Source organism: Microcoleus sp. N3A4 (genome assembly GCF_036701805.1).
Classification (GTDB): Bacteria; Cyanobacteriota; Cyanobacteriia; order Cyanobacteriales; family Microcoleaceae; genus Microcoleus.
On the sequence record NZ_JAUBRJ010000061.1, the window covers coordinates 23,035 to 49,350 of the forward strand.

Genomic DNA, 26,316 nt, shown 5'->3' on the forward strand with positions numbered 1-26,316 from the left:
CGCCTTTGAATGTTCGATCGACATTTAGGGGTGGCGATCAACAGTATCCAACAATTTTCGATCGCTTTGGCGGTCAGTAGAGTTATAATCAGTTGATGTAGCTCAGACCCCACTCTCACAGCGAACCCAGCGTCAAAGGTGAAACAGGTGTGGTTGAGCGGTCACAAATCCGAAATTAGGCTTTCGCAAGCGTTCGAGCAGTAGTTGCAGTTTCTCGCTTTGCTGTGCCTTGTCAAAAACAAGCCGAACGCAGCCCTTGCATCTGCCACTTGCGTGCATACAATCGAGGCGGCAAACCTCCCACTGCCGATCGACAGCATATAGCGGGACAGTCTAAAGATGATTAATTCTTTGAAGTCGGTCTTGACTCTTCAGTCCTGCTTATAGGCCCTTGTCAAAACGAACTGTGTTAAGATACAAGTTGAATATGTAGCTTCCCGACAAAAATCTACACGTATCTTGGCGAGACTGTTCTTGGCGAAACTGCGGTAAAAAGTGTGAGCTGGGAAGTGGTAATTACACAAGATTTAAACAATTCAAGAGGTATTATGAGCCAGCAGGTTATACAGCCGATGGTTAAGTTCCAGCGTCAGGTGCATTCTCTCGTCACGTCTGACATTATCAAGCCGACAGACAGCATTTGGAAAATCGCTCTGCTTTACGGCGACGAATGGCCGTACTGGAAACAGCAACTCCTAGAGTTTGATTTTTCTATGCAAGACCCCGTGAGCGAGTTGATAGCTGTAGAAGCTTGGGACGAGGAATAACAGAGGAGACGCACGACTTTTGTGTATGGGAGAAATTAAGAGGCAGATCGGTTAAATTGTCTAAATAAATTTTCCGTTGCTAACTTCTTCCCTCTTCCTTGTTCCCTCTTCCCTCTTCCCTCTTACCTGTTGCTAGTGACGAATGACGAATGACAGCGGACTTTTTCCTTCTGACTAATGACTGATGACCAATGACTAATGACTTTTGACTTCTATTAAAGCGAAGCTGCTAAAGCTCGAGCTAATTGTTGAGCAGTTTGAAAGCGATCCCCAGGCTTAGCTGCCGTGGTTCGCAAAATGGTCTCCCGCAGCTTCGGGGCGATCGTCGGAATATTTTCGAGCTTAAACCCGTAACCTCGAGCTATTTTCCCGTAAAACTTTTGAGGGCTTTGGGCCGTCAGCAAAAAAATCAAAGTAGGCCCAATAGCATATAAATCCGACTGAGGGAGAGGCTGTCCCCGGTCTTGTTCCGGTGCGGTGTAGCCTTCAACCCCGATGCGAGTGCCCGGAGGAGTGCCGATTTCTTTAACGGCACCAAAATCCAGCAGTGTAATGCCATTGTCCCGGTGGCGCACCAGCAAATTAGCAGGTTTAATATCCCGGTGGACGATCGGGGGTTTTTGAGAGTGAATGTAGTCCAAAATCTCACAGGTTTGGATCATCCACTCTATTGCTGGTTGGGGAGCAACAGGCCCGCGGTTGTAGATGCGTTTTTCTAAATCCTCGCCGTGGAGCATTTCCATCACCAAGTATTTTTTGCCCCCTTCCACAAAAAAGTCAAAAAACTGAGGAATTCCCGGATGGTGGAGGGCCTTGAGAGTTTTAGCTTCACGTTCAAACAGTTCTTGAGCTTTGACTATTTGAGCCATGTCAGCATTCATTTCCTTGAGGACTACCAGAGAAGCTGCGGGGGAACTTCCGGGTTGTTGAGCTTTCGCTTTGTCTCGATCCCAGGCTAAAGTCGTTGTCCCCATACCGCCTTGGCCCAAAGTTCGCAGGACTTGGTAGTGACGGATAGTGCGATCGACTTTAATCGGTTCGCCGCAGTGGATGCAGAATAAATTCCCCGGTGGGTTTCCCGCGTGGGTACACTGCGGGGCGGCGAGATTGACGGTCGGGTTCGCCTCAATTTTGCCGCCGAGTTGAATATTAATAACTTGGAAATGCAGAATTGGGCCGCCCCGCGCCAACTGGATCAGGGCACCGTCGGATATCCAACCCTGAGACATGAGAATACCGTTAACCAAAGTGCCATTTGTCCCGGAATTGACTAAGTACCACTGACTGGACGTGCCGCTATTAACTCTTTGCAATTCCAGATGCTGCCGCGACACTAGAGCATTGGGGATTACAACGTGATTTTCTGGAGAGCGACCGATGCGAATAATGGATTCGCTCTGGAAACTCCACTGTTGCAGGGGGGTCTGTTTTTCTGGATCTAAAAGAGTCAGCAGCATTTTCGATTGATGTGGTTGAGATCCGTGATTTGGCAGGGCGGGCGATCGATAATTTACAGGTTTAGAATATGGGGCATCAAGCAATTGTTAAAATTTAAATATTAATAACTAAACTTTAATAATTAATAAATAATTGTAAGTTTTAAGTTGGATTTTTTCATGCTTAACAAGAAGCAACGAAGAACAGATACGCAGGGCAAACGCATCTAAATTGCCGGGAGAATAGTAGTAGTGTTTTGAGGGATAGCCACCGCTATCGGCAGTCAAATCTCTTTTCAATCAACTACAGCTATCGATAATAGTCGCAACAAGCACGGTAAAATTCCCGCTTGTTGACATGATACGTTTGCCCTGAACAGATACGCTGATTCCCCTATTAGTTGGAGTCCTGAGTTTTATGAAATCTTTATAATATCGTAATTTTAATTAAAGATTCCGTAAACATTTGAGTTTCGGATTTTTTATGGGCGGTATTCATCTGTAAGATTACTGATAAGTAAGTCAACCTGATTAAACGCAAGACAACTTTGTTCTCTGAGAGTCCAGACTTCTTTAAGAAGTAGGTTTTGGGTATTCGGTTTTTTGATGTTGAGCTACTCAACCCTAGGGAGTTGAAAAGCAAAACCCCTCGATTTCACACTTGACAATACAAACATGAGGTTAACAATGGCTAAGATTTTAGGTAAATTTGCTGTAGCTGTGACAGTTACTGTTCTGGGATTGGCGTTGACTGGGGTCAAATCAGCACAGGCTGCCTCACTTAATTTTAGTTTAAGTTTTTTTAATTCGGCGGACTCTCTAGTAGGCGAAGGAGCCTTCAGCTATGATGACTCGACTCCTTATCAAGATACTATTTTGTCTAGCTTCTTATTGCCACCCGTAGAAATAAAAGCTACAAATCAATGGTTTGCGCTCACAAGCTTTTCTGCAACCATATTGGGGAAGTCGTGGAATTTGTCTCAAGCCACAGCAGGGGGCAGGGGTGAATTGCTTTCTCCTTTGCTGTGGGCGCCGCTCGATCCCATCAAAACACGAGTTGTCTATAATGCTTATCCGGGCAGTGGAATTATCGCTACATTAGCAGATCACTGGAGTTTTGGTAATAATCGCACTTTGCCATCTTTGGGAATATTTGGCAATAGTTCGGGTACAGAGGGAAACAGAATGAGTTGGATACAATCAGCTTACGGGCAATCCAACGGACTATCGACAAACGGCGGATATGTGATAGCACAAGAAGTCAAACCATCCCCTGAAAACTCAGAGGCTGTTCCCGAACCTGCAACAATTGCAGGTTTAACTCTGGCGGCCGCTGGCTTGGGGGCGGCCAAGAGAAGGTTTGCAGCATCGAAAGTCTAAAATCGAAATGCGCCTACCTGGGCCCGAATGATAATTGCCGTGATATTGTCGTGACCGTTGTGTTTGTTGCCCAATTCAATCAACTGGGCAACTCCCAGGTCGAGATGAGCTTGGGGATTGAACAGGGGTTCGAGAGTGCTGGACCAGTGAGTTTCCAAGAAATCATTATCTGTCAGACCGTCGGAGGCCAAAATTAATAAGGTATCTTCACACAAGTCTAAAAACTGTATATCTGGCTTGAGAAAATTACTGTCTCGCGGGCCGATGGCTTGAGTTAGTTGATAGGCGTCGGGACGGGCATAAGCAGTTTCCGGGTCAACCCCGCGCTTAATTTCGCGCTCCCCTACTTCGTGGTCTGAGGTGATTTTTTCTAGGGTTTGTCCCTTTCTCAGTCGGTAGAGGCGGCTGTCGCCGACGTGAGCAACAGCAAATTTGGTGTCTTGAACTAAAACTGCGACTAGAGTTGTACCCATGCGGGCGCTGCCGGAGCGTCCGTCCTTTTGATTGATTTCAAAGATGGCTTTGTTGGCTAGCAGCACTCCATCGCGGATGGTGTCTGCCGGAGGTAGTTGATTTTCCCAACTGGTTTGAAAAAATTCTCTGAGGGTTTCAGCGGCTAGTTGACTGGCTACTTCTCCCCTGTCGTGTCCGCCCATGCCGTCGCAGAGAATGTAAAGCCCTTTGGTTTGAAAGATTCGACCGAAGGAACTTTCGAGTTTGTTGAGCTGAGTCCAGATGCTGAAGAAGTCTTCGTTGTGGTCGCGCGTGCGGCCGACATCGGTGAGGCCTGCGTCTTCCAAGCTGTAAATCTGGAGCGGCATGGGCTGGGTTAAAACCTCGTCAACGTCGGGGGCCGACTCGTCGGGGCTGCCGTAATGCCCGCGCGTCGGGGTTGAGCTTGGTGTAGGTGCGGGTTGGAGTTCGAGGGGAAAGGTTTCTAGGCGCGATCGCAATTCTTCGATTGTGTTAATCTCGCCTCTGTACATTTGTTGCAGCAGTTCGAGCAATGCGCCAAACTGAGTGCGATCGGACTGGCTAAATATCACCTGCCACAGTTGCCCCAAATCTACCAGTTGCAGGTTTGAGCCGGCGGGTTCGGGATAGAGGTATTGCAGCCGCAAAGAAGCTAAGGAAAAGGAAGAGTCGGGGTTGACTCGCAAATTTGTCAGTTCCAACAAGCTTTGCCGACAGCGCCAGGGTTCTAGGGCAGCCCAAAGTTCTGTCATTTCGTGCAGCCAGTATAAAATTTGCTGGGTGGAAGTTTCGGGTTGACTCCACCGTTCTAGCAGGAGCGGCCATTGGGAGCAGTCTTCTAGCAGCAGCACTGCCTGTTCGTTGTCTGACCAGCTATCGTGAATGACTGGCAGGTTGTGAGAGAATTGCCACCGCAGTGCCAGATAAGGTTCAGCTATGCCTTGGCAAAGCTCTGCTAAGGCGGAATAGGTAGAATTTTCTCCGCGTTTGATTGCTGCGGTGTAGGGGGAGGTTGGTTTGGCGACGCTGGCAGAGTTGGCTGCTAGCATGGCTTTGAGGGGTGACATTTCCAGCGGCTGACAGTCCAATACTGTTACTGTTACTGTGTCTGAGCGTTTTCTCGGGGGCACGGTTTCTAGGAGTTGGTAGCGCTGCTGAGTGTCTAAATAAGCTCCTGCTGGCTGGGAAGGGATTACATATTCTGAATTGGGGACGGGGAATTCTGAAGATTGGGGGGAGATGTCAGCTATGTTTGGGCTGTCGGGGTTCTCTGTTGCTTCCTGGATTTGTTGTTTGGGCTGTGGTGCGGTTGTAAAATTGTGTTCGGATGGGGTTATTTCGCCCTCTGGTGCTGTAGTAGAGCTTTTTTCGGTTGTTTGAAAGGAGGCTGGTGCGATCGCCCCTACGGCGGCCGCAGCGTCTATTTCTCGGCTGCTGAATTCGCCGTCGCTTAGCTGTGGAGAAGTTGGTTCGACGGCTGTTCGGGGTTCGGCTGGGGTGGTTATTTCTGTTTTAATCGCGTCTGCGATTGGTTCAGGAGTGTTTTGGGGCGATGCGGTTTCTGGAACTATGTCTGGTTTTTGCAGAAACTCGGCTGGGGGTAGGGTGGATTCGTCTGGCTCGACTGCTGGAAAATTCGATCGACCGGAAATAATGGCCCGCCACACTTGACCTGTTGCGACGCCGCAATTCTGACATAATGCGGCGCTAAAAGCGACTTGGGCACCGCATTCGTGGCAAGGTTTGTAAATTAGGGAATTTCCGCATTGTTGACAAAACTTGTTTGGATTGGGATTTTCAAATTGGCAGCGGGGACAGAGGAGCATAGGGGTTTTAAATTGGAGATTTGCGATCGAGTTTGGCGGTGGGGGAGTTGTGGGTTTTGGGCTGTGAGTTGTGAGTTATGAGTTTTGGGCCTGACTCGCAACGGATAACTCCCATTGCCCTATGCCTTATTTTATCGGGATGAATTGAGAACTAAGATATTTCTTAGAACTGAGATGTTGCATCCGTGTGGGGAATAGGTCTCTTCAGCCAGATCCACAAAAACATCTCTCGCTTGACAGGCGAACAAGCCAGCCCCACCTGCAGGAGCGAGTGCGGGCCCGACAAGAAAAGTTATCTCATGACTGGAACTGGCATCCCGCCTGTTTTTAATCATGGTGGCAGGTATCCGTTAGAACTCACATCTTGCACCGTTGTCAAGAACAGGCAAGATGCCTGTTCCACAATTAAATTTATCTCTTGTGGAACAGGCATCTTGCCTGTTCCTAAGCAAGTAATTGAGAATGGTGCAAGATTTCAGTTAAAAGGGATTTGCTGTAGAATCTTCTTGGAAAACGGTCTCTCGGGCGATCGATTGAATGGTGGAAAGGGGTACTTCACAGAAATATTTCCGCCGGAATTGTTCTTCGGAGAGTGCTGCTAGGAATTGCGCTGCAAAACGGGCGGCGATGGGGGAATTTGGCACTGAAAATTGGATGGATTGGCTATCTAATAAGGGTTGGGGGAAGTGTTCTGGGGCGTCTTCACGGTGTGCGGTTTCGGGTTGTCTGGTGATGTGGAAAGCTCGATCGCGATAATTGATTTTGAAACCGAGATATGTTAGGGTTTTGAACCCCAGTTGCAGGGAGGTGTCGCTGATGCCGAGTTTTTGGCGGAGTTGCTGTCTGGTGACGGGTTTTTTGGTGCGGCTGAGGTATTTGGCGATGCCGATTAGCTGTTGGCAGATTTGCTGTGGGGGTACGAGTGGAGGTAATGTGTAGGCGATCGCGAGTTTTTTCTGAGTGTGCTGTGCTTGCCGAAACCAGATCCGCAGTTCGTCCCAGCTTGCGGGGCATTCTTTGAGGACGATCGAGTTTTCGCGATCGACCTTTTCGGAATTGTAAACTAGATTTTCCGCTGACATTGGAGATTCTAAGTTTGTGCTGGCTGCTAACAACTCTGCATCGTTATTTCTATTGCGCCAGTCTACGATCCAATCTATTGGAGTCGGCGAATTTATTTTGCCTTCTTCCGTGCGGCAATGCACTGCTATCAACCGCACTTCATAGTGTGGCACTTCATAGCGAGATTCATAGCTATTAAAGTCTAGTTCTACTATAGCATCGCACCGACTTTCAGGAATTTCGTCTCGGTAGTGTTCCCACCAAATGCCGGGAAATCCTGTATCGCTAGATTCATCGCAAATTTCAAAAGAAGTTTTGATATACTTTACTTCTTTTCCTTTTAAATCTTTAATATTCCTATTGTAGATATTTTTAAACCAGCAGTTTTCAATCAGCAATTTTGGGGCGGGGTTGCCCATCCCACAAGGTTCGAGCAATTTTAGTTCTTGAAATAACTCTTTGCCTAATTCGGAGACAGTAACTGTGAGGTCGGCTTGAACGGTAACGGCTGTTAAACTATCTGTGCTGTATTGTTGTCGCAGTTGCTGATTAACAGCATCGGTAAATAGAGGGATATTTTCAACGGGGAGACTCAAGCCGGCGGCGAAGGGATGACCGCCGAATCTGTGCAATAAATGTGCTTGGTCTTTGACTAATTGGTAAAGGTCGATTTGATTGGCTGAACGCGCCGAACCACGGGCGATTTTGGATTGGGAAAGTGTTTGTGATTTTGCTTCTAAAGACTCGATTAAATGCGTTTCGGGAAGATTTGTGTTAATTTCTTCGGTTCCTTCGGTGCTGAATAAAATTACGGGGCGTCCGTATTCTTGGGCGATTTTTCCCGCTACTAATCCTAATACTCCTACGGGCCATTGGGGGTCGCTGAGGACGATGACGCTAGTAGTTGAGAGGTCGAGTTTGGCTAATTTGTGGGCGGCATCTTTGGCAACATCTTTTTGTAAAGATTTGCGCCTGGAGTTGGCAATTTCGGTTAAATTTGCTAGTTCTTCGCAGCGTTTTTTGTCGCGGCTGGTGAGGAGTTCTACGCAGAAGTTGGCGTCGCCTTGAATGCGGCTGACGGCGTTGATTCGGGGGCCGAGGCCGAAGGAAATGTCGGTTGGGCGATCGCCCGATCTTTTGCACAGTTCGAGCAATTTTGCAACTCCCGGGCGCGTGGGATTTGCGAGTTGTTTTTGCAGTTGTTCGATGCCGATTTGTGCTAGGTAGCGGCTGTCTCCTGTAAGTTGAACTAAATCGGCAATTAAGCCGATCGCCACTAATTCTAATAAGTCCGTGAGCGGGCGCTGCGGAATATCGGGTAATGTGTGATATAATGCTTCAACTAATTTGTAAGCTACTCCAACTCCTGAAAGGTTAAATAGTTGGTGGTTGGGGGGAAAGTAGCGGGGATTGATAATGGCTGTAGCTGGCGGGCGATCGTCTGGTAATGTATGATGGTCGGTGACAATTGTATCGATGTTTAAACTTGTGGCGTATTCGATTTCGGCGATGTTTGTACTGCCGGTGTCGCAGGTAATAATTAAGCTAATTCCCGATTTTGCTAAGGCATCTATTCCCGGGATATTGAGTCCGTGAGATTCGGTTAAGCGGTTGGGAATGTAATAAGTTAGTTGGTCATTTTGAGTAAAAAATTCTCCCAGTCCGTCCCAAAGTACGGAAGTTGAGGTAATGCCGTCGGCGTCAAAATCTCCCCAAATGGCGACTTTTTCTCCGCTATTTCTTGCTTGCTGGATTCTGGCGATCGCCCAGTTCATTTCTAGTCCGAATTCAAAGGGACTTGCTGGTTGATAAAGTTTGGGATTTAAGAAACCGGGTATTTGTTCGGGATTTTGAATTCCTCTATACCACAGAAGTGCGGCGGCATAGTTTCCGGGTAGTTCTGGTGCGTGGTTTCTGACAGCTTGGATCAGCCAAGCTGGGGGTTGGGGTAAGGGTTGATTTTGCCAGTTTTGAGGTAGTTCTGCCATCCGATTTTAGATTTTAGATTTTAGATTGCGATCGCAGATGAATCCGGGGGCTTGTTTGTCTGTTAAATAAAACTTAAGCGAGTCACTGGTTCCCCGGCTCTGCCTGGGAACCCATTTCCAGAGGCTCTGCCTCGCTTACGATCGGGAAAATTGGAGGCAGAGCCTCCGTATTGGCGTTACCAGGCAGAGCCTAGTAACGAGTAAAATTTGGGGGCTTGTTTATATATTAAATAAATATTTCGTCGATTATAGCAAGATTTGGCACCCAATCTGTGGGAGTTTCTGCCGGAAGATTTGGTGAGGAAGCTTTGATTTCTGGTGTGCGGTTGCAGCGAGTGGCAAATTGACAGGAATCGCAAAGATTGGAACTAATTTCTACTTGGGGTAAGAATTCACCGCCTTCGGTATAGCGCTGTCGCCAGTCGGTTAGCTGCTGCAAGAGGTTGGTTAAATCTTGTTTTGTGCGATCGTGTTCTGTTTGGTTGTAATAAAATGTGAGTTTTTGCGGCGGTTCTTCTCCTTGCAATTGTACAAACCAGTATGTCATAGAAACTTGTTCGGGGGAATAGTCGCTGGTTTCCACTAAGACATATAAATAGAGGCGAGTTTGCCAACTTTCGGCTATCCATTTTGATTTTTGAGGGCGGGGATAGGTTTTCCAGTCGAGAATTTGGGCGGCGTTTGGTTCGGCTATTAATAAGTCGTAGATAACGGTGAATAGGTAGTCTTGGAAAATTAGGGTGCGGGGGTGTTCGGCTTGGCGGAAAATGTTGTCGCTATTTTCGGAATTGGCGAAAAGTTCGGGTGCAGTGTTGATAAAGGCTGCCACGCAGCGTCCCAGTTCGGGGTCTTGTTGGATGATAAATTCAATGGGAAGTCCGAGTTCTCGCTGCTGCATTAATAGGTGAAAGTGGCTTCCCCATGTGAGTTTTTCTTTGTGTTCTGGGGATGCGGTGGTGGCTAGGAGTTCTAGGTAACTGTGTTGGAATTTGCGGGGGCATTCTTCGAGGATTTTGAGTTGAGTTTGGGAGAGTCGGAGCATTTTTTTATAATTTTAGATTTTAGATTTTTTATGATTGTAAGCGGTATAGATATTTTTTTAACCGCAGATGTCGGCAGATGGACGGAGATAAACGCAGATAAATTAGGGCGATCGCGTTTTTGGAGGAGAGTGCGATCGGTTTTTGGGGCTAGAGTGCGATCGCTTTATACATATAAAAGCTGATTAGCGATTTCATCAGCCGTTAGCGTATTTAATAAAATGGCAACCCGTTGAGCAATCTCATAGGCGTTCTTTTGAGGGCTCGCAATAATTCCAGAATGTTGTTTTCCTTCTGTCATATAATCTAGATGCAGTCGCTCAAAGTCTACGCGATTATGGGTGAGCAAACATCGCTCAATAGATGCTGCGTAAGCTAATTGTTGGCTATCGGATTTACTCAGCATTCCCTGTTCGCTGGTTGTCGTCACATCGAACCCTCTAGCCAGCAGTAAAGTAGCTACAAGCCTAGAAACATCTTCATCTGTATAAATAGTTGCAAACAGTTTCACGGCTTTCTCATTGCAGCTTTAACAGCAGGATGAATCAATTCTTCAGGAATTCGATTGCGCTCAATATAAGTATTTATTTCTTCCTGGTTATCCAAATAAAAGCTCAGCGCGTCAAAAATTTGAGCTAATTTCAGGTGAGGTAAGTGCATGGGGATTTCTTCAGGAGTAATACCCAAACGCCACAATTCCACGATCGCCCGAACGGAAGTCCTGGTTCCTGCGATTATGGGTTCGCTTTGCAAGATTTCAGGGTGACGTGCGACATAACGCGAAACAGATTGTACATTCATGGCAGATTAACAGGGCAGATATATTTTTATTATATGTTATTATTTAAGCTAAAAGTGTGCAAAAAATTGAGAAGCATTAAGCGCGATCGCCCTTTTTTCCAAGTGCGATCGCCCGTTCAGATCGATCCAACGCTAATTAATCTTCCCCTAACTCTGAAAACAATAATTCCAAGTCTCGATCGCCCCGCAGCACGCGAGCAATATCAATCCCGTCCGATCTCGGGTAATAAAAAATTAAATAATCCCTAACAATAAATCCGCGCAAGTTGGGGGATAACCTCTCATAGCGTTTGCCCATATTGGGAAATTAGGCGACAAGTTTACATTTTTGACGAATTGCATCAAAAAGCTCGCTGGCTGCCCTGGAACTATTGCCAGCAATGTACTCACAAATCTCATTCAAGTCTCGGACGGCTTCATCTGAAAATGTATAACTGTTCATGCCCCTGACTGTTCTCTTCGATCGATCTTTTCTTGAATTTTGGCAAACACAAGTTCTCCATCTGTCACTTGTCCCTTAGCAATTTGTGCAGTTCCCACTGCTATTTTCTGGCGGAGTTCTTCGATGCATTGTTTTCGTTCTCTTAAAAGTGCGATCGCTTCTCCAATTAGTTCTTCAGCGCTGCCATATTTTCCGCTTTGAATTTGCGATTGAATAAACTCTTCGTATTCCGGTTTTAAGACAATATTCATTGACTTGCTCCTTTAAATCAGAGAAAGGTTACTGCACGATCGTGACATCTTTTGTAGATTAGCTTAGCACAAATATCAAAATATTCATAAATTGTGGCCGCCCTAGATTCGAGCTTGAAAAAATTATTTTAAATCGCTCGCGATCCTCTTCGAGGGCTTCGCTAACGCCCTTTCAGCCAATCTCTCTACAAATTCCCAATTTGTTGGGCAAACCACATCGCCGCCGTCCCATTTCCCTCACCCAAAAGTTTCAAAGTCTCCGACAGCAAAGCAATTGGCAATCCTTCAAGCGCACCGGAAATTTCGCATTCTTGATATTTCCCGTTTTCCTGCAAGCGAAATGCCAAAACTCTCTCGCCCTTAATATCTACTACCCAATACTCAGGAATTCCCAAAGCAGCATACAAGCGCTTCTTTTGATCTAAATCGCTCGTCAAAGTAGTATCGGAAGTTTCTATCACTAAATCCGGGATTCGCGATTTATTCAGATTGACTCGGCGCGGTTCACCTTTTTGCCATTGGTGGAAATCTCCGCCGATGTATAAAACTTTATCTGGTGCACCTCCTCCCACCTTTGGCTTCTCAATTACACATCCACCCAAATCATCGAAAGCTTGTCCTCCTTTGCTGACAAACCAAAATCCAAACACCAGAGTCAAGAGGTTGTTAAATCTGGCGTGATTAATTCCTTCATTACCCATGTCTATCCAAAGATATCCTTCATAAAACAATATTCTGGCTTCTTCCAAAGATGGATCTTCGCAAGCAGCTACATAATCTTCCCATGTGGCGGCTTGCCATTGCGGGATTTCACCTACTTGAGACACGATGAATTTTGCAGTTGTAGAAGTCATGATTCAAAAGCAAATTAAGGATAATTTTATCCTAACTGAAGTGCGTAATATCGGGGCAACCACGGGGGGATTTCCCCTACAAAACACGCCTGATTCAGGCTATTTGTAGGGGTGGTGCCCCCGTGTCTGCCCCGAATTGGGGCGATCGCAATCCTTGTGTTTATCGAATTGCTGTGGGCGCTGCAATTGGTACTTCTAAGTCTGGTTGCAAGTCAAAGACTACGACAAGCGTTGCTTGAGGCATCAGTTGACGCAGACACAGCAAGTGTCCGTCAGCATCCGATCGACTGCGAAATCGCCCTACAATCGCCCGCTGCATACTGGGCATGAGTTTGGCGATCGCCCAAGGGTAAAGCCGTTTTTGGTACGCGATCGCCCGAGGATTCGCGGGGAATCCCTGTTGATAACCGTTTTGTGTCATAATCGTCTGGTATTCGTAAGGAGTACAGAAAAGGGCGTTAGTAAGTCTCTTGCCGGAAATCGACTAACGCCTCTACTACTATGATTAAACACCAAACTTACCACTTCCGTCAAGAGTTAACGGTAAGTTTTAACGGAATTCGAGTCAAAAGGTTTGTTCAGCTATGGATTTGAGAGCCTTGAGAGAACGTGCAGGGCTGAAAATCGTAGACGTAGCACGGGAACTAGAATGCGCTGAATCTTCAATTCGTAACTGGGAAAAAAGCCGAACATTGCCAAAAATGGAAGTTTGGCAAGTATTCCGAATGAGGGACTTGTATCGATGTACCGAAGCGGAGTTGGTGCTAGCTGTCAAAAAGTCAATGCCGATGGAAAAGAAAGAACAGGAAAAACCGACGGAGTAACAATAAATTGCATTTTAGGTTATTTCCTAACTGCTAAATTCAAATTCTTAAATAACTAGCCGTCGGACTCAGTGGCAACAGCACGAGTGTTTGTTTCTGCAAATCTAATTCAATTCCTAATGCTTCTAACGGGATGACGCCCAATAACGGATCGGCTCCTGCGGGCAGTTCTATGCACTCAAAAGTCGCGTCTCTTCCCATTAATGAAATTTTTGCATCTTCAAAAATGCGTGCCGTACCGATGCCTGTTGCCGTTGCTACAGGCACTGTTTTCAGGAGTTTTAAACCGAGTTTGGCGATCGCATCCTGCGGCAGGCATAAAGTAGTCGCCCCAGTATCTACCAGCACATTTTTGATTGTAATAGAACGTATTTGGTCAGCCGGAATTAGATTATCTTCTGCTTTACCTTGGTCGAGGCGATTCGTGATTGTCAGCGTTGTGGTAATTTTGCCCATTGTTTCTTTGATTGTTGATGTCATAATTATATCTCTCTCGGTATCATTTTAGACTGATTGCAACTTTCAGGTAAAAGAGCGATCGCACTTAATCACACATCACAAAATCACTCTTTTGTCAAGACAAAAACACTGTCTTTATTCCCCCGTCCAATCCGCAAATCCCTGTCCAAATAAGTAATATCCAGCCATCCCTGCTGTTCGCGAGTATCCAGCCCGAAATCTACAGCAGCGAACTTTTTCCCCGACTCAATCTCATTGATAAACTTGACTGGAGATTCATAGTCAATCAACCGGCGCAATCCCAAAATTGATCGTTCAAATTTTATCTGCACTCGACGTTCCGAAGTCGCCTCAAATCTCGCCGCTACACTGACGATTCCTTCCAAATAAGGCAAGCCGTAAAGCTCGGCAATGTTGTAAACTTTAGATTCTTCAACTCGGATAGATTGATAAATTTGACCCAATTTCACCAAGGGAAAACCGTCAAGATTCAGCAGTTCGCGGCTGGTGGTGTACAATAAACGCCAATCGCCATTTAAAAGCTCTGCGGCTTCGACAGGGCGCGGTGTGGGGTTGTAATCTTCCAATTGGGCGATCGCACTTAAAATCGTCTGTTTGTCGCTGGGAGTGGCCAGCAAACCGCGATTCTTACCAGCAATTATCTCTAATAGTGCAGATTTTTTCAGCATAGTTTTTTTTAGAACGAAGGCACGACAAGAATTTTGACACGAATACACGGATTAATTATCGAACGTGAGGCAAAAGTCTGATCGATCTTTTCTTCAGTCCGCGCAGGCGGACTTTGTTTGACTCTTGAGCGATTTCAATCGCCGAATACTTCAATCGCCGAGTATTAACAACTAATAACTAAAATACCAAATTTCACCAGATAAAGCAGAGTACGATACAGGTAGGCTAATTCTTGCTCGTTTTTAACGTAGCGTCTGATAACTTCGCCCACGCTGACAGCACCTTCTTGCTTAATTGTATCCAATATCTCCATCTGAATGTTAACAGAGATTCTCCTATCGTCACCAAAACTGGTAAACCAAATTGTCTGTACCTGCTTTAAAAGTTCTGGTGTGGCGATCGCACCCAGACTCAGCATCATATCATTGCTTAAAGTTTTAGTCGCATAATGACCCAATACCCGAAACGGATCGTCGCCCAGGGGATAAGGCGGTTTCCCAGATTTTAAAGGTGCTGACTCTGGTGCCCAAACGCGAATTTCTGCTAATTCCCGCCACAACTGTTCGTAAGCAGCAATTACTACTTTCCAATCATAAATTTCCCTCGCCCTTTGTCTGGCATTTTCCCCCATCCGCTTTCTCAATTCGGGGTTTTCAATTAATTGGCACAAAGCGCGGGTGCAAAAATCAATGTCAACTGCTGTGGCTAGGGAAGTGTGACCCATGTAAGTCGGCCAATTTAAGCTGCCGTCGAGATAATTTAGCGCTAAATCTAAACAAGATTCCGGGGGCGGGAGTAGAGTTGGAATGCGGAAGCCGTCTATTTCGTGGCGTACTGATTCTTTGTATCCGTTCCAGTCGGAGACTATGGCTGGCAGTCCGTTGGCCATTGCTTCAATTGGTGTCAGTCCGAAGGTTTCTTGAATGTTGTCGGAAAGCGAAATGAAAATGTCGGCGGCAGACCAAATATTTATTCTAATTTCGGGCTTTCTCCCATCTAAAAAAATAGCATTCACGGAGGGACAAAAGATTTGCGCGCTATTTTTAAAGTCGGGTTCTTCTCTCGGATCTTCGATCCAACCAGCTTGAATTAAGTGGATTCTGGCTTTTGTCTGTTGTGCGGCGGCCTCTAGGGCGATGTACATCGGTACCGGATGAGCTTTTGCCGAAAAAGTCAATCGACCGACGAATAACACAACTATATCGCCGGGAGAAATGCCGAGTTCTTGCCGCAGTTGGCGGCGACTATTAACTGCTTCCACACCCTGCGGAAAGGCGCTGCAATCAACTCCTAGGGGAATAATCGGCAATTTGACCAAAATTTCCGGTTGACCGCCGTTGCGCTGCGCTAAATACTCAGACCACTCCCTCATAACTCCTTCTACTGCTGTTTTCACGGCTGCAGAGGTGCAGATCAGGGCGTCCCAAGGCTGCATCGGTGCGGCGATCAAATCGCCGATCGCCTCCATGACGTATTTTGTACCGATGGTGTGAGTAACGCCGCAAACGCTGTAAGCCCGCTGATCGATAAATCTGCGGGCCCAAACTATCTGCGAGAGGGCCGGATCGGGCCGGTAAATTGTGCCCGGTTGAGATAGCAAATCCGGTCGTTCCGTCGGAATCCACCGGACTTTCCGAGGTTGTTGCAGCCAAGGTTGGATGTGCGAACAAAATTCTTTAAAGGTTGTTTTGCTATCGGCGCAACAGTAGAGAGAGTCAGCGGTTCCGTGTTGGACTAAGCTTTTGAGAAACCCTTCTCCGGCTGAATGACGCCCCAGAAGTCTTTTCCCTCCGGTGTCGTAACCCTCTTTGCTGTATAAAACCGCCGCCGTTGTATCCATGCTGAGATTTATCGATCGAGAGTTGACTGAAGAAGCCAGAGGGCTTTCGGGATAAGGGTTCGATCGAAAACCAGGAGATTCTTGTGAATCAACCGCTTCCGTTAGCGAAGCCCTGCAAGACGATCGCCGCGTGTCGCGACATCTTAAAGACGATCGTCTCAGATTACAATATTTACGGCTAAAAAAGGATTGGCAAGAGCGGATTTTAATGTTATTCTGAGGCCCATGATTGGGGCGATCGTCTTGGAGGTCTCCCATCTTATCCAATCCGGAACCAAACGGAGCTTGTGGTATAATGCTTTAGCCTTGCTAAATGCCCGATTGGCAAGTGTTTGATTGAAGAAGCAGTCCGTCGGCAAAACGTTACCTCTACTCGATCGCGTCTTTGTCTTTAGAAACCGAGAATCATGTACAACCCATCTCTGCGTCAAATACCTCGCCACTTGCCTGCGGATGTAATTCCATTAAAGCAGCAATCTTCTCTTTTAGACTGGTTGGAATCTAACAATCGCCTGTTAGCAAGGGATGTCCAAGAACCAGACTATCTGCACGAAGAAGAAATTTCCGAACTGATGGCAGTTGACGACAGTCCTTACGACGATTTAGAAGAGGAAGTAGAAGAGGATGCGAGTGTAGGCGAAGAATAACTGGTAGAAGGGTGAAGGAATCAACCGGAAACAGGGAAGAAAAACTAAGAGATTTCCCAATCTCCTGTATTGCACCCTATTCCCCAATTGTCAATTGCTTATTCTCAAATCGTGTGTGGTGAGGAGTGTTATGGATAACTTTGTGGATGAAAAAATCCCTTTTAGTCTGCCTTTCAAACTTACAGGCAGGAATTTATTCCTGCTGTTGGGTTTGGGAATCAGCATTGTAGCGATCGGTTTAGATGTAGCAGCGGGTAGACTTTTAAACACGCCTGCATCGCTATTTATGCCGCTAATTGTTTGTGCAGTAGTTGCATGGGTTTTGGGCTCTGCAGTTGTGCCTTTACTCCAGCAACTAAAAGCAGGACAAGTAATTCGCGAAGACGGCCCGCAAGCTCATTTAAAAAAGGCGGGAACGCCGACAATGGGAGGGATATTTTTTGTACCTGCGGGGGTCGCAGTCGCTTTACTTTGGTCTAAGTTTAACTCAGATGTTGTTGCCGTATCGGCTTTAACTTTAGCTTACGGTTTCATTGGCTGGCTCGACGACTGGCAAATTCTGCGCCGCAAGTCGAACAAAGGTATTTCACCTCGAATGAAATTGGTTTTGCAAATAAGTTTTGCAGCTCTATTTTGTCTGTGGCTGATGTTCCGAAATCCAGGTATTTCTACCAGCATTGCTTTGCCTTTCGGTTGGGTATTGCCTTTAGGTTTGCTGTTTTGGCCGCTGGCGGGTTTTGTGCTAGTAGCTGAAAGCAACGCCACCAATATTACCGACGGCATTGACGGGTTGATGGGAGGTTTGGGGGCGATCGCACTTTTGGGATTGGGCGCATCTGTAGCCTCAACTTCGCCAGAATTAATGATATTTTGCGCCTGTACCAGCGGCAGTTGTCTCGGTTTCTTAGCACACAACCGCAATCCAGCCAGCGTGTTTATGGGCGATACAGGTGCTTTAGCTTTGGGCGGTGCGTTGGGTGCGGTAGGTTTATTGACAAATAGCCTTTGGATATTATTAATTATCAGCGGGATTTTCTTTATTGAAACGCTGTCAGTAATTGCTCAAGTAGGTTATTACAAAGCTACAAAAGGCCCGGATGGAATCGGCAAGCGTCTATTAAAAATGGCTCCGCTGCACCATCATTTAGAGTTGTGCGGCTGGTTGGAAACTCAGGTAGTTGGTATCTTTTATTTGACTAACGGGGTTCTGGTTTTAATGATTCTGATGTTGACTAGCAACAGTTGAGAACGGATTGAGTGACGGACTGCACAGGGGATGTAAGAGATATTTTCTACTACTTGAAAGCAACAGGCAAGATGCCTGTTCCACAAGAACTGAATGCATTTGTGGAACAGGCATTTTGCCTGTTTAAGGCTCCGAAGTTATAATTTTGAGAATTGATATCGTTTCCGGTTGCACGAGCGACATGATATAGAGGAAACGGCAGTGCCGTTTCCTGGCTGTCGATAATATTAATTCCGATGCTTTTTAATTATTTGAAGAACCGCGAAGACGCTGATAGCGCGAAGGAAGAACTACATTTCCTTATTTCTATTTCTTCGCGTCCTTAGCGCCTTCGCGGTTCGTTTAATCTGACTCAATATTAGTTATGCTATCGTTTACGGTTGTTTTTGAATGATTAAAATGTTGTTACCGGACATTTCGGTGATAGTCCCAATTTATAACGGCGAGGCAGATTTGCCGGATTTAATTGAGTGCCTGCGATCGCAAACTTATCCGATCGACAGAGTAGAATATCTCATAGTAGACAACAACAGCCGCGATCGCACTTCAACCATTCTCCAAACATTCTCAGATTCGGGCAGGGAAAGAGATATCAACATTCGCCCCCTCACCGAAAACCTGATTCAAAGTTCTTACGCCGCCCGCAATCAAGGAATTCGCGCATCCAAAGGCGAAATCATTGCATTTACCGATGCAGACTGTCGCCCGGAATCTGACTGGCTGGAAAATTTAGTTAAGCCATTTGTTGACTTAGAAATAGGAATTAGCGCTGGGGAAATAGTTGCATTACCCGGTAAAACTATTTTAGAACAGCACGCCGATCGCCAAAATACTTTATCTCAAAAACATACACTCGCTCACCCTTTTTGTCCCTACGGTCAAACCGCCAATTTAGCTGTACGGAGGCTCGTTTTACAACAAATAGGATTATTTCGCCCTTACCTCACCAGCGGCGGCGATGCTGACTTGTGTTGGCGGATTTTGCGAGAAACATCCTATAAATTGTATTTTGCTGAAAATGCGATCGTCCGACACCGCCACCGTTCTACAATAAAACAGTTACAAAGTCAATGGTATCGCTACGGCGAATCTAATCAATATTTGCACGAACTCCACGGTGTCGATTTGATGCGAGAATTGACAGCACCGGAATATTTTTACCGGCTGGCTAGATGGCTGTTAAAAGAATTGCCTGTGGCTGCTGCCAAAAGTGCGTTAGCGAAGCCCGCCCCTACGGGGGCTACGCCAACGAAGAGGATCGCCCGAGCCGATCTGGTAGATTTGTTTAATACGCCGATCGGTCTTTTGAATGTGAGGTCAAGGGCGATCGGACAGCGCCAAGCCAAACTTCCCGAATCAGCTTGGGAAATTGAGCGGTTTTAATATTTTAGAGCATAAGTTTTTCACGGGCGGGCAAGATGCCCACCCCACAAAAAAAATAGAACTATGAGTGGAACAGGCATCTTGCTTGTTCTAAATAAGCCTTTCACGGGCAGACTAGAAGATCCCAACCCCTACTCCCCACAAAAAAAGTGAACTGTTGTGGAACAGGCATCTTGCCTTTTCCTCAAAATGGTGCACCCACAAAAAAATTGAACTATGAGTGGAACAGGCCGGAAAGCCTGTTCCTCAAAATAGTGCAAGATGTGCGATCGAAAAATATTCTTTTGTATACAATCCCCGCCTCTAAATACCTATAAGTGCAGTTTATTGGTGCATATAGATATGCTGAATTAGAAATATGAAAATTTAACGTAATCCTTAATATAAAATTAATTAAGTCGATTCTGATGGGTTCGGTTTGACGACGGGAAGGAACTCAGAGGCAAACCCCGAAATTTTCTTTACTTCTGCCTTCGGGCTTTCCACTGCTGTCGTCAGCGCATCGGAATTATTCTCAGATTTTTAAATCTTTGTAACCTTTACAGGTAATGCCAATGGCTCAAATCTTACTCCAGACAGTTTGGTTTATACCTTGCTATCCACTCATCGGCGGAGTTCTGTCAATGCTGTGGTTTCCGGCAGTTACCCGCCGCACCGGGCCCAGACCGTCCGGTTACGTAAACGCCATATTAACCTTGTTCGCTTTCCTACACGGCGTCATCGCCCTGACAGCTATTTGGAACCAACCGGCCCGGCACCAGTTGATTCCCTGGCTTAACGTAGCAGGTTTAGACTTAACCATTCCCGTGGAAATCTCTGCTGTAACCGTCGGGGCGACTGTTTTGATTACCGGACTGAACTTGCTGGCGCAGATTTATGCTTTCGGTTACATGGAAATGGACTGGGGCTGGGCTAGGTTCTTTTCCCTGATGGGGCTGTTTGAAGCGGGGATGTGCGGCTTGGTGTTGTGCAATTCCCTGTTTTTCAGCTACATGATTTTGGAAGTTCTGACTTTGGGTACTTACCTGCTAGTCGGGCTTTGGTTCAATCAGTCTTTGGTGGTGACAGGAGCCCGGGACGCTTTCTTAACCAAGCGGGTGGGAGATTTATTCCTGCTGATGGGGGTAGTTGCCATTCTGCCGCTGGCGGGAACTTGGAATTTTGACGAGTTGGCTGTTTGGGCCCAGACTGCAAAGCTTGATCCCACTGTCGCGACGCTGTTGACTTTAGCTTTGATTGCCGGCCCGATGGGTAAGTGCGCTCAGTTTCCCTTGCACCTGTGGCTGGATGAGGCGATGGAAGGCCCGCTGCCGGCGACGATTTTGCGGAACACCGTAGTTGTGGAAACTGGTGCTTGGATATTGATTAAGTTGCAGCCGGTGATTGCTTTGTCGCCCGTGGGGATGACGACAACTATTATTGTAGGCGCTGCGACGGCGGTGGGTGCTTCATTAATTGCGATCGCCCAAATTGACATCAAACGCACGCTTTCCTATATAGTCAGCGCTTACATGGGCTTAGTATTTATCGCCGTCGGCACCGGGCAAGCCCAGACAGCCCTGACATTGATATTTGCCTACACCTTGGCAATGGGTTTGCTGGTGATGAGCATCGGTTCGGTAGTTTGGAACAGCGTCACTCAGGATGTCCGAGCTCTCGGCGGTTTGTGGGGAAAGCGGCCGATATCGGCGATATCGTTTATTGTCGGTAGCGCTGGATTGGTGGGACTGCCGCCCTTCGGCTGTTTCTGGGCTTTAGAAGACTTCACATCCGGGCTTTGGGAAACTCATCCTTTCTTGTTAGGAATAGTGCTGTTTGTCAACGGCGTCACTGCTTTTGGCTTAGTGCGCGTCTTCGGTTTAGTTTTTGGCGGTAAACCAAAGCAAATGACCGAACGTTCGCCAGAAGTTCACTGGCCTTTTATCTTGCCGATGACTGTTTTAATGGGCTTTACTTTGCACGTTCCGCACTTGCTGGCGGCGTGGCAGTTATTACCTGGGGCGAGTTTGAATTATACCGCCAGTGGACTGCTAGTTGTGTCAACGGCGATCGGCATCGGTGCCGGAGCGTTTGTTTACCTGAACGAAAAATGGCAAAAACCGGTGCGAATCGGTTCTCAAGCCCTGCAAGACTTTTTTGCCTACGACTTTTACACCGCCCAACTTTACCGGGTGACAGTGATATTTGCCGTCGGTCTAGTTGCTCGAGTTATCTCTTGGGTCGATCGCAATATTGTTGACGGATTCGCGAACTTAATCGGTTTTGCAACCGTTTTCGGCGGGCAAAGCCTCAAGTACAACGTTAACGGTCAAACTCAGTTTTACGCCCTGACAATTCTGTTCGGAGTTGCACTTTTGGGACTGCTCATAAGCTGGCCTTTGCTAGCTCGCCTGTCGCTGATTGTGGGTGGGTAAATAGTTGATATTTGATAGTTGACAGTTGACAGTTGACAGTTGACAGTTGACAGTTGACAGCGAGGTTTTTAAACAGTAAATGAAGTCTTTAACAAAGATTTCCAACTCAATACAACAAGGCAAAATCAATGAACCAAAATCACATACAATTCAATCTTTCCCGGCGCAATTCACTCAAATTTGTCGCCGGAGCCATTGGTACAGGAATACTCGCAGCACGAGCAGGCGCTGATTTGGCTGCACCCGAACCAGTAATTGCTCAAAATGACTTGACTCCCGATGCAGCTCTGAAACAGTTAATGGACGGGAACCAGCGGTTTGTTGACAAAAAACGCCAAAGTCCCCACCAAGACTTACCCCGCCTCCTCGAAGTTGCCATAGCTCAAAAACCCTTTGCTGCTATTCTCGGCTGTGCAGATTCCCGCTTTCCTTCCGAGATTATCTTCGATCAGGGATTGGGAGATTTATTTGTGTGTCGCGTGGCCGGAAATGTTACTACTCCAGAAGAAATTGGCAGCCTGGAATTTGGCACGCTGGTACTGGGAGCAAAAGTGCTTGTGGTAGTCGGGCATAAAAGGTGCGGTGCGGTAGACGCAACCATCAAAGGAGCTCAAGTTCCCGGTCAAATTGGCAGTTTGATCGAGGCAATTAAGCCTGCTGTTGAAAGATCGAAAAACCAAGCGGGCGACAGGCTAGAGAATGCCTCAAAAGCCAATGTTGTGCTGCAAGCTAACAGGTTGAAAGCCTCTCCAGTTATCTCTAAGTTAATTGCGGAGAACAAACTGAAAGTTGTCGGTGCATATTACGATTTAGACACGGGGAGAGTAAGTATTCTTTCTGAGTCCTGATGCAATTAATATACGTAGGTTGGGTTGAAGAATGAAACCCAACACAATCTTCTAGTTGACGTTGGGCGGAGCGAAGCGTAGGGTTCTCTTCGTTCAACCCAACCTACAGATTTAATTGTGACACCTTCGTCCAGGACTGTAACATCTCAACTCTCAAATTATCAAAGACAATAGCGTGCAAAATTGTTTCTTTACTCTTCACTCTTGACACATTATGCTTAGTACCTTGCTCTGGTTGCCCGCGTTGGGCGCTGCGGTAGTCGGGTTCTTGCCCGGAAACATCAATGGGATGCGTCTGCGTTCAATAGCCTCGGCTTTTGCTGCTGCTGTTTTCCTTGTCAATATTTGGCTGTTGACTCAATTCGATCCAGCCAATTCTGGACTGCAATTTCAAGAATATTTGCCTTGGATTCCACAATTAGGTTTGAGCTACAACTTGGGCATTGACGGCTTGTCCTTGCCGCTGCTGGTTTTAAGTGCTTTGCTGACGCTATTAGTCATTTACGGCACTGGCAAAGAGATGGCTAGGCCCCAGCTTTACTACGCTTTGATTTTGCTGATCAATGCTGGTATTGCCGGAGCTTTGATGTCTCAAAATTTGCTGCTGTTTGTACTGTTCTACGAAGTAGAATTAATTCCTTTTTACCTGTTGATTGCGATTTGGGGCGGAAAGCAGCGAGAATACGCTGCCATGAAGTTTTTGATTTACACGGCTGTTTCGGGATTTTTAGTTTTAGCGGGATTTTTGGGTGTTGCTTGGCTGAGTGGCTCTTTAAATTTCGATTACACTGCGATTAACACTCAAGAATTGCCCTTGAGAACGCAATTGATCCTGCTAACAATTGTGCTAGTTGGGTTGGGAATTAAAATTCCCTTAGTACCGCTGCATACTTGGCTGCCTGATGCTTACGTCGAAGCTTCGCCAGCAACAGCAATTCTGCTGGGAGGGATTTTGGCAAAGTTGGGAACTTACGGTTTAGTGCGGTTCGGCTTGCAGTTGTTTCCCGAAACTTGGTCAATTATCGCTCCGGGTTTAGCGATTATCGGGACTGTGAGCGTGATGTACGGTGCTTTGAGCGCGATCGCCCAAAAAGACATCAAGCGCATGGTAGCCTATAGTTCGATCGGACATATGGGTTACATCCTCGTTGCCTGCGCCGCGGGTACGAAGCTGGCATTAATCGGCGCTGTCGGGCAAATGGTAAGCCACGGCTTAATTTTAGCTTTGCTGTTTTATTTGGTAGGCATCATCGAAACCAAAGTTGGCACCCGGGATTTGGACGTGCTCAACGGTTTGATGAACCCGATGCGGGGTTTACCAACTGCCAGTTCCCTGTTAGTTTTGGGCGGCATGGCAAGCGCCGGAATTCCGGGTTTGGTGGGTTTTATTGCCGAATTCTTAGTATTTCAAGGCAGTTTTTCGATCTTTCCAATTCCCACTTTACTCTGCATTTTAGCTTCAGGTTTAACAGCAGTTTACTTTGTAATTCTGCTCAACCGCACCTGTTTTGGGAAGTTGGACAATGCCACGGCTTACTACCCTCCAGTTACGTTTGCTGAAAATATGCCGGCGCTGGTTTTGGCGGGCATCATTTTCGTTTTGGGAATTCAACCTGCTTGGCTGCTCAAGTGGAGCGAATCTACTACAAATGCGATCGTTGCTACTCTGCCGGCGGACAGAAATACCCAAATAGCTATTAGCTATCCCATCGACTCCTCGGCGATTGAAATCGCGTCTACACAAACGAAGTCCGCCGACGCGGACTAAGAGAATCTACTCGTTACCAGGCTCTGCCTGGTAACGCAAATCCCGAGGCTCTGCCTCCAATTTTCCGGTTCTGGCATGGATATCGGTTTCCAAGCAAAGCCGGAGAACCAGTTAAATAATCGCAGCTTTTTGCAAGAACTCAAAATATTGAGATTCACTCAATCAAAGGAAACAACAATGGTACATACCCCTAATAAACCAGCAACTAAACTACCTCCTTCCAAGCACGAATTTGCTGAAGTAATTCACAGACTAGAAGCCGGCGGAGCGATGATTCCAGATACGCCGGAAAATCTGATGCAAATTATCGCTATCTGGAAAGCTTACGCAGTGCCGATGGATTTCTACTGGCGGGATTTGCTTTACATCGCCGAACGGGTATTTTTACAGCCGCTTCCTTTCTTTAAATACTTCTTGCCCCAGGAGTATTTAGACTTGCAAAATCACTATGCAGGCGACGGTGCAGATTTGCGGATTTGGCGCGGGACTGGAAGCGCACACCCGGAACTTTTGGAGTTCATGAAAAAGGGTGAAACTGGTAAAATGCCGCGGCTGTTTCACCATTTGTGGCACGATCGCATTAACATGGAATTTGCGGAAGAGTGCATGAGGTCAATGCTTTGGCACCGGGGCTTGTACGTGCCTACCAATCAATTCGATCCTTATTTGGACACTGACGAATATAAGGCTAATGCCGATCGGGCAATTAAAGCTTACTTCAAAAAAGACCCGTTCATGCTGGCACTTCACAAAGCATTCCCCGAAATGTTTTTAGAACAGTGCCGCCAAATGTCTTATTACAGCAATCTCGGTTTATTCTGGGAAGTAATGGCACCGGTGTTTTTTGAAGTTTCGGATCTTTACGATGAAGGGAAAGTTACCACAGTCCCGCAAGCGATGGATTTCCTGGTAAATGGCATATTTGCGATCGCCGGTCGTCCGATTTACCACCACGTTCAAATCGACGGTGAAACCTACGAAATCATCCCCAAATCTAAGGGTTTCACTTGGCTTTACGAAGCAGCGTTACCTTACGTGGAAGCTATATTTTATCGCACTTCGCCGTTCCGAGGGACCAAATCTTACAACGCTCAAGCTAGGGAAGTTCCTGACGAACAAAAAGACTTCCACTACGGAGTGCTTTATGCAGACAAATTCCTGGTAGGTACGGCGGGCATTCCGCCAACTTTGCTAGCACAAGATATGCTGCATTTCCTGCCACCTTATTTGATGGATTTCTACAAACAGCGCTGTCGCGGCGAAGATGATATCCTCAATCAAATTGGGGTGACATTTCAGCGATCGATGTACTGCGTTACTTCGGCGGTGATTCAAGCTTTGCGGACGGCGCTTCTGTATCCCTTAGATGACCCGAATCCCAAGCATTTGAAGGCAAATAGGGCTTTCTTTGAGGCTCAGCTCGATCGCTTCTGCCGCCCGGAGTACGGTATGAAATATGCTGCGAAGTTGAAGAGTATTCAGACTTCGGATTACAGGTAAAGGATGTTTGCGGGAGGCATCTTAGCTGAAAAGTTCGCCAGTCCGTTAGCCAGGGGTTTAAACCCCTGGCTCAGAGCTGCGAGTCGGTTGAAACCGACTGGGAAAAATCAGAGTTTTTTTAAGCCGTTTCAAAAGTGATATAATATTAAGGCAGTTGGCATCGCAATCATTCATCTCTCTCTTCTTTTACTCTGATTTCTCTGCGTTATCTGCGGTGAAATCATTCGGAGACAACCGCAAACGAGATCGCGAAAACAAATAACAAATAATTAATAGACCTCTTGCAAAAAAAATATGTGGTAAGGATTCAGGTCTGAAAGAAGGGAATGAGCTCAGGCCGAGCCAAGTCACAAGAATGGGCAGAAATAGCCTCACG

Annotated in this window: 23 protein-coding genes; 10 read left to right on the forward strand and 13 right to left on the reverse strand. The window is 46.6% G+C overall.

Features of this window, described 5'->3' with window-relative positions; translation table 11 throughout:
- Window positions 1-548 precede the first annotated feature (548 nt).
- Window positions 549-767 carry a DUF4327 family protein gene (locus QUA56_RS27335; RefSeq protein WP_006631282.1) on the forward strand — a complete coding sequence of 73 codons (219 nt, stop codon included), beginning with the start codon at window positions 549-551 and terminating at the stop codon, window positions 765-767.
- 215 nt (window positions 768-982) lie between these two features.
- Here QUA56_RS27335 and QUA56_RS27340 read toward each other — a convergent pair whose 3' ends face one another.
- Window positions 983-2,224 carry a protein kinase domain-containing protein gene (locus QUA56_RS27340; protein WP_333364356.1) on the reverse strand — a complete coding sequence of 414 codons (1,242 nt, stop codon included), beginning with the start codon at window positions 2,222-2,224 and terminating at the stop codon, window positions 983-985.
- Window positions 2,225-2,890: 666 nt separating this feature from the next.
- Here QUA56_RS27340 and QUA56_RS27345 point away from each other — a divergent pair.
- Complete coding sequence (locus QUA56_RS27345; protein WP_333364301.1) at window positions 2,891-3,583, forward strand: PEP-CTERM sorting domain-containing protein; 693 nt, start codon at window positions 2,891-2,893, stop codon at window positions 3,581-3,583.
- On the opposite strand, the gene QUA56_RS27350 is transcribed toward QUA56_RS27345, so the two are convergent.
- The 9 genes from QUA56_RS27350 to QUA56_RS27390 all read right to left on the reverse strand — a co-directional run bounded on the left by QUA56_RS27350 (window position 3,580) and on the right by QUA56_RS27390 (window position 12,742).
- Window positions 3,580-5,883 (reverse strand): serine/threonine phosphatase, encoded by a 2,304-nt coding sequence (locus QUA56_RS27350; protein ID WP_333364304.1) that lies wholly within the window; start codon window positions 5,881-5,883, stop codon window positions 3,580-3,582. The genes QUA56_RS27345 and QUA56_RS27350 overlap by 4 nt on opposite strands.
- Window positions 5,884-6,362: 479 nt before the next feature.
- Window positions 6,363-8,933 carry a DHH family phosphoesterase gene (locus tag QUA56_RS27355; protein WP_333364306.1) on the reverse strand — a complete coding sequence of 857 codons (2,571 nt, stop codon included), beginning with the start codon at window positions 8,931-8,933 and terminating at the stop codon, window positions 6,363-6,365.
- Window positions 8,934-9,159: 226 nt separating this feature from the next.
- Window positions 9,160-9,975, reverse strand: a complete 816-nt coding sequence (locus tag QUA56_RS27360) for a PD-(D/E)XK nuclease family protein (protein ID WP_333364308.1) — start codon at window positions 9,973-9,975, stop codon at window positions 9,160-9,162.
- A 164-nt stretch (window positions 9,976-10,139) separates the two neighbouring features.
- Window positions 10,140-10,484: a DUF5615 family PIN-like protein gene (locus QUA56_RS27365; protein ID WP_333364311.1), complete on the reverse strand. Its 345-nt coding sequence runs from the start codon at window positions 10,482-10,484 to the stop codon at window positions 10,140-10,142.
- Window positions 10,481-10,774: a DUF433 domain-containing protein gene (locus QUA56_RS27370; protein ID WP_333140545.1), complete on the reverse strand. Its 294-nt coding sequence runs from the start codon at window positions 10,772-10,774 to the stop codon at window positions 10,481-10,483. The genes QUA56_RS27365 and QUA56_RS27370 overlap by 4 nt, the downstream gene beginning before the upstream one ends.
- A gap of 136 nt (window positions 10,775-10,910) precedes the next feature.
- Window positions 10,911-11,072 carry a type II toxin-antitoxin system RelE/ParE family toxin gene (locus QUA56_RS27375; RefSeq protein WP_333364315.1) on the reverse strand — a complete coding sequence of 54 codons (162 nt, stop codon included), beginning with the start codon at window positions 11,070-11,072 and terminating at the stop codon, window positions 10,911-10,913.
- Between the two features lie 140 nt (window positions 11,073-11,212).
- Window positions 11,213-11,467 (reverse strand): type II toxin-antitoxin system ParD family antitoxin, encoded by a 255-nt coding sequence (locus QUA56_RS27380; protein ID WP_333364318.1) that lies wholly within the window; start codon window positions 11,465-11,467, stop codon window positions 11,213-11,215.
- Window positions 11,468-11,652: 185 nt separating this feature from the next.
- Complete coding sequence (locus tag QUA56_RS27385; protein WP_333364321.1) at window positions 11,653-12,321, reverse strand: Uma2 family endonuclease; 669 nt, start codon at window positions 12,319-12,321, stop codon at window positions 11,653-11,655.
- 160 nt (window positions 12,322-12,481) lie between these two features.
- Window positions 12,482-12,742, reverse strand: a complete 261-nt coding sequence (locus QUA56_RS27390; RefSeq protein WP_333364324.1) for a hypothetical protein — start codon at window positions 12,740-12,742, stop codon at window positions 12,482-12,484.
- 163 nt (window positions 12,743-12,905) lie between these two features.
- On the opposite strand from QUA56_RS27390, the gene QUA56_RS27395 reads away from it, so the two are divergent.
- On the forward strand, window positions 12,906-13,145 hold the full coding sequence (locus QUA56_RS27395; protein ID WP_333364327.1) for a helix-turn-helix transcriptional regulator: 240 nt from the start codon (window positions 12,906-12,908) through the stop codon (window positions 13,143-13,145).
- Between the two features lie 39 nt (window positions 13,146-13,184).
- Here the strand turns inward: QUA56_RS27395 and QUA56_RS27400 are convergent, their stop codons facing one another.
- From QUA56_RS27400 to QUA56_RS27410, 3 genes are all read right to left on the reverse strand, one after another.
- A complete protein-coding gene (locus QUA56_RS27400) occupies window positions 13,185-13,625 on the reverse strand; it encodes a retroviral-like aspartic protease family protein (RefSeq protein ID WP_333364329.1) in 441 nt (146 codons plus the stop codon).
- 83 nt (window positions 13,626-13,708) lie between these two features.
- Window positions 13,709-14,293 (reverse strand): PAP/fibrillin family protein, encoded by a 585-nt coding sequence (locus QUA56_RS27405; RefSeq protein WP_333364332.1) that lies wholly within the window; start codon window positions 14,291-14,293, stop codon window positions 13,709-13,711.
- 164 nt (window positions 14,294-14,457) lie between these two features.
- Window positions 14,458-16,392 (reverse strand): glycosyltransferase, encoded by a 1,935-nt coding sequence (locus QUA56_RS27410; RefSeq protein ID WP_333364335.1) that lies wholly within the window; start codon window positions 16,390-16,392, stop codon window positions 14,458-14,460.
- A 149-nt stretch (window positions 16,393-16,541) separates the two neighbouring features.
- On the opposite strand from QUA56_RS27410, the gene QUA56_RS27415 reads away from it, so the two are divergent.
- From QUA56_RS27415 to QUA56_RS27445, 7 genes are all read left to right on the forward strand, one after another.
- The gene (locus QUA56_RS27415; RefSeq protein ID WP_172190580.1) at window positions 16,542-16,781 is read left to right on the forward strand and encodes a DUF3134 domain-containing protein; all 240 of its coding nucleotides are present in this window, start codon (window positions 16,542-16,544) and stop codon (window positions 16,779-16,781) included.
- Window positions 16,782-16,911: 130 nt separating this feature from the next.
- Window positions 16,912-18,027, forward strand: a complete 1,116-nt coding sequence (gene mraY / locus QUA56_RS27420) for a phospho-N-acetylmuramoyl-pentapeptide-transferase (RefSeq protein WP_333364338.1) — start codon at window positions 16,912-16,914, stop codon at window positions 18,025-18,027.
- Between the two features lie 390 nt (window positions 18,028-18,417).
- Window positions 18,418-19,410, forward strand: a complete 993-nt coding sequence (locus QUA56_RS27425; protein ID WP_445242953.1) for a glycosyltransferase — start codon at window positions 18,418-18,420, stop codon at window positions 19,408-19,410.
- A 554-nt stretch (window positions 19,411-19,964) separates the two neighbouring features.
- A complete protein-coding gene (locus QUA56_RS27430) occupies window positions 19,965-21,824 on the forward strand; it encodes an NAD(P)H-quinone oxidoreductase subunit F (RefSeq protein ID WP_333364340.1) in 1,860 nt (619 codons plus the stop codon).
- 128 nt (window positions 21,825-21,952) lie between these two features.
- Window positions 21,953-22,672, forward strand: a complete 720-nt coding sequence (locus QUA56_RS27435) for a carbonic anhydrase (RefSeq protein WP_333364343.1) — start codon at window positions 21,953-21,955, stop codon at window positions 22,670-22,672.
- 214 nt (window positions 22,673-22,886) lie between these two features.
- Window positions 22,887-24,440: an NADH-quinone oxidoreductase subunit M gene (locus QUA56_RS27440; RefSeq protein WP_333364345.1), complete on the forward strand. Its 1,554-nt coding sequence runs from the start codon at window positions 22,887-22,889 to the stop codon at window positions 24,438-24,440.
- A 177-nt stretch (window positions 24,441-24,617) separates the two neighbouring features.
- Window positions 24,618-25,940 carry a CO2 hydration protein gene (locus QUA56_RS27445; protein WP_333364348.1) on the forward strand — a complete coding sequence of 441 codons (1,323 nt, stop codon included), beginning with the start codon at window positions 24,618-24,620 and terminating at the stop codon, window positions 25,938-25,940.
- Window positions 25,941-26,316 lie beyond the last annotated feature (376 nt).

Coding starts and splice junctions, on each gene's coding strand:
- QUA56_RS27340 (WP_333364356.1), bottom strand. CDS start 2,224: ATGCTGCTGACTCTTTTAGATCCAGAAAAACAGACCCCCCTGCAACAG.
- QUA56_RS27390 (WP_333364324.1), bottom strand. CDS start 12,742: ATGACACAAAACGGTTATCAACAGGGATTCCCCGCGAATCCTCGGGCG.
- QUA56_RS27425 (WP_445242953.1), top strand. CDS start 18,418: ATGATTAAAATGTTGTTACCGGACATTTCGGTGATAGTCCCAATTTAT.
- QUA56_RS27385 (WP_333364321.1), bottom strand. CDS start 12,321: ATGACTTCTACAACTGCAAAATTCATCGTGTCTCAAGTAGGTGAAATC.
- QUA56_RS27345 (WP_333364301.1), top strand. CDS start 2,891: ATGGCTAAGATTTTAGGTAAATTTGCTGTAGCTGTGACAGTTACTGTT.
- QUA56_RS27350 (WP_333364304.1), bottom strand. CDS start 5,883: ATGCTCCTCTGTCCCCGCTGCCAATTTGAAAATCCCAATCCAAACAAG.
- QUA56_RS27335 (WP_006631282.1), top strand. CDS start 549: ATGAGCCAGCAGGTTATACAGCCGATGGTTAAGTTCCAGCGTCAGGTG.
- QUA56_RS27440 (WP_333364345.1), top strand. CDS start 22,887: ATGCTTAGTACCTTGCTCTGGTTGCCCGCGTTGGGCGCTGCGGTAGTC.
- QUA56_RS27415 (WP_172190580.1), top strand. CDS start 16,542: ATGTACAACCCATCTCTGCGTCAAATACCTCGCCACTTGCCTGCGGAT.
- QUA56_RS27395 (WP_333364327.1), top strand. CDS start 12,906: ATGGATTTGAGAGCCTTGAGAGAACGTGCAGGGCTGAAAATCGTAGAC.
- QUA56_RS27400 (WP_333364329.1), bottom strand. CDS start 13,625: ATGACATCAACAATCAAAGAAACAATGGGCAAAATTACCACAACGCTG.
- QUA56_RS27445 (WP_333364348.1), top strand. CDS start 24,618: ATGGTACATACCCCTAATAAACCAGCAACTAAACTACCTCCTTCCAAG.
- QUA56_RS27375 (WP_333364315.1), bottom strand. CDS start 11,072: ATGGGCAAACGCTATGAGAGGTTATCCCCCAACTTGCGCGGATTTATT.
- QUA56_RS27370 (WP_333140545.1), bottom strand. CDS start 10,774: ATGAATGTACAATCTGTTTCGCGTTATGTCGCACGTCACCCTGAAATC.
- QUA56_RS27380 (WP_333364318.1), bottom strand. CDS start 11,467: ATGAATATTGTCTTAAAACCGGAATACGAAGAGTTTATTCAATCGCAA.
- QUA56_RS27360 (WP_333364308.1), bottom strand. CDS start 9,975: ATGCTCCGACTCTCCCAAACTCAACTCAAAATCCTCGAAGAATGCCCC.
- QUA56_RS27405 (WP_333364332.1), bottom strand. CDS start 14,293: ATGCTGAAAAAATCTGCACTATTAGAGATAATTGCTGGTAAGAATCGC.
- QUA56_RS27435 (WP_333364343.1), top strand. CDS start 21,953: ATGAACCAAAATCACATACAATTCAATCTTTCCCGGCGCAATTCACTC.
- QUA56_RS27430 (WP_333364340.1), top strand. CDS start 19,965: ATGGCTCAAATCTTACTCCAGACAGTTTGGTTTATACCTTGCTATCCA.
- QUA56_RS27355 (WP_333364306.1), bottom strand. CDS start 8,933: ATGGCAGAACTACCTCAAAACTGGCAAAATCAACCCTTACCCCAACCC.
- mraY (WP_333364338.1), top strand. CDS start 16,912: ATGGATAACTTTGTGGATGAAAAAATCCCTTTTAGTCTGCCTTTCAAA.
- QUA56_RS27410 (WP_333364335.1), bottom strand. CDS start 16,392: ATGGGAGACCTCCAAGACGATCGCCCCAATCATGGGCCTCAGAATAAC.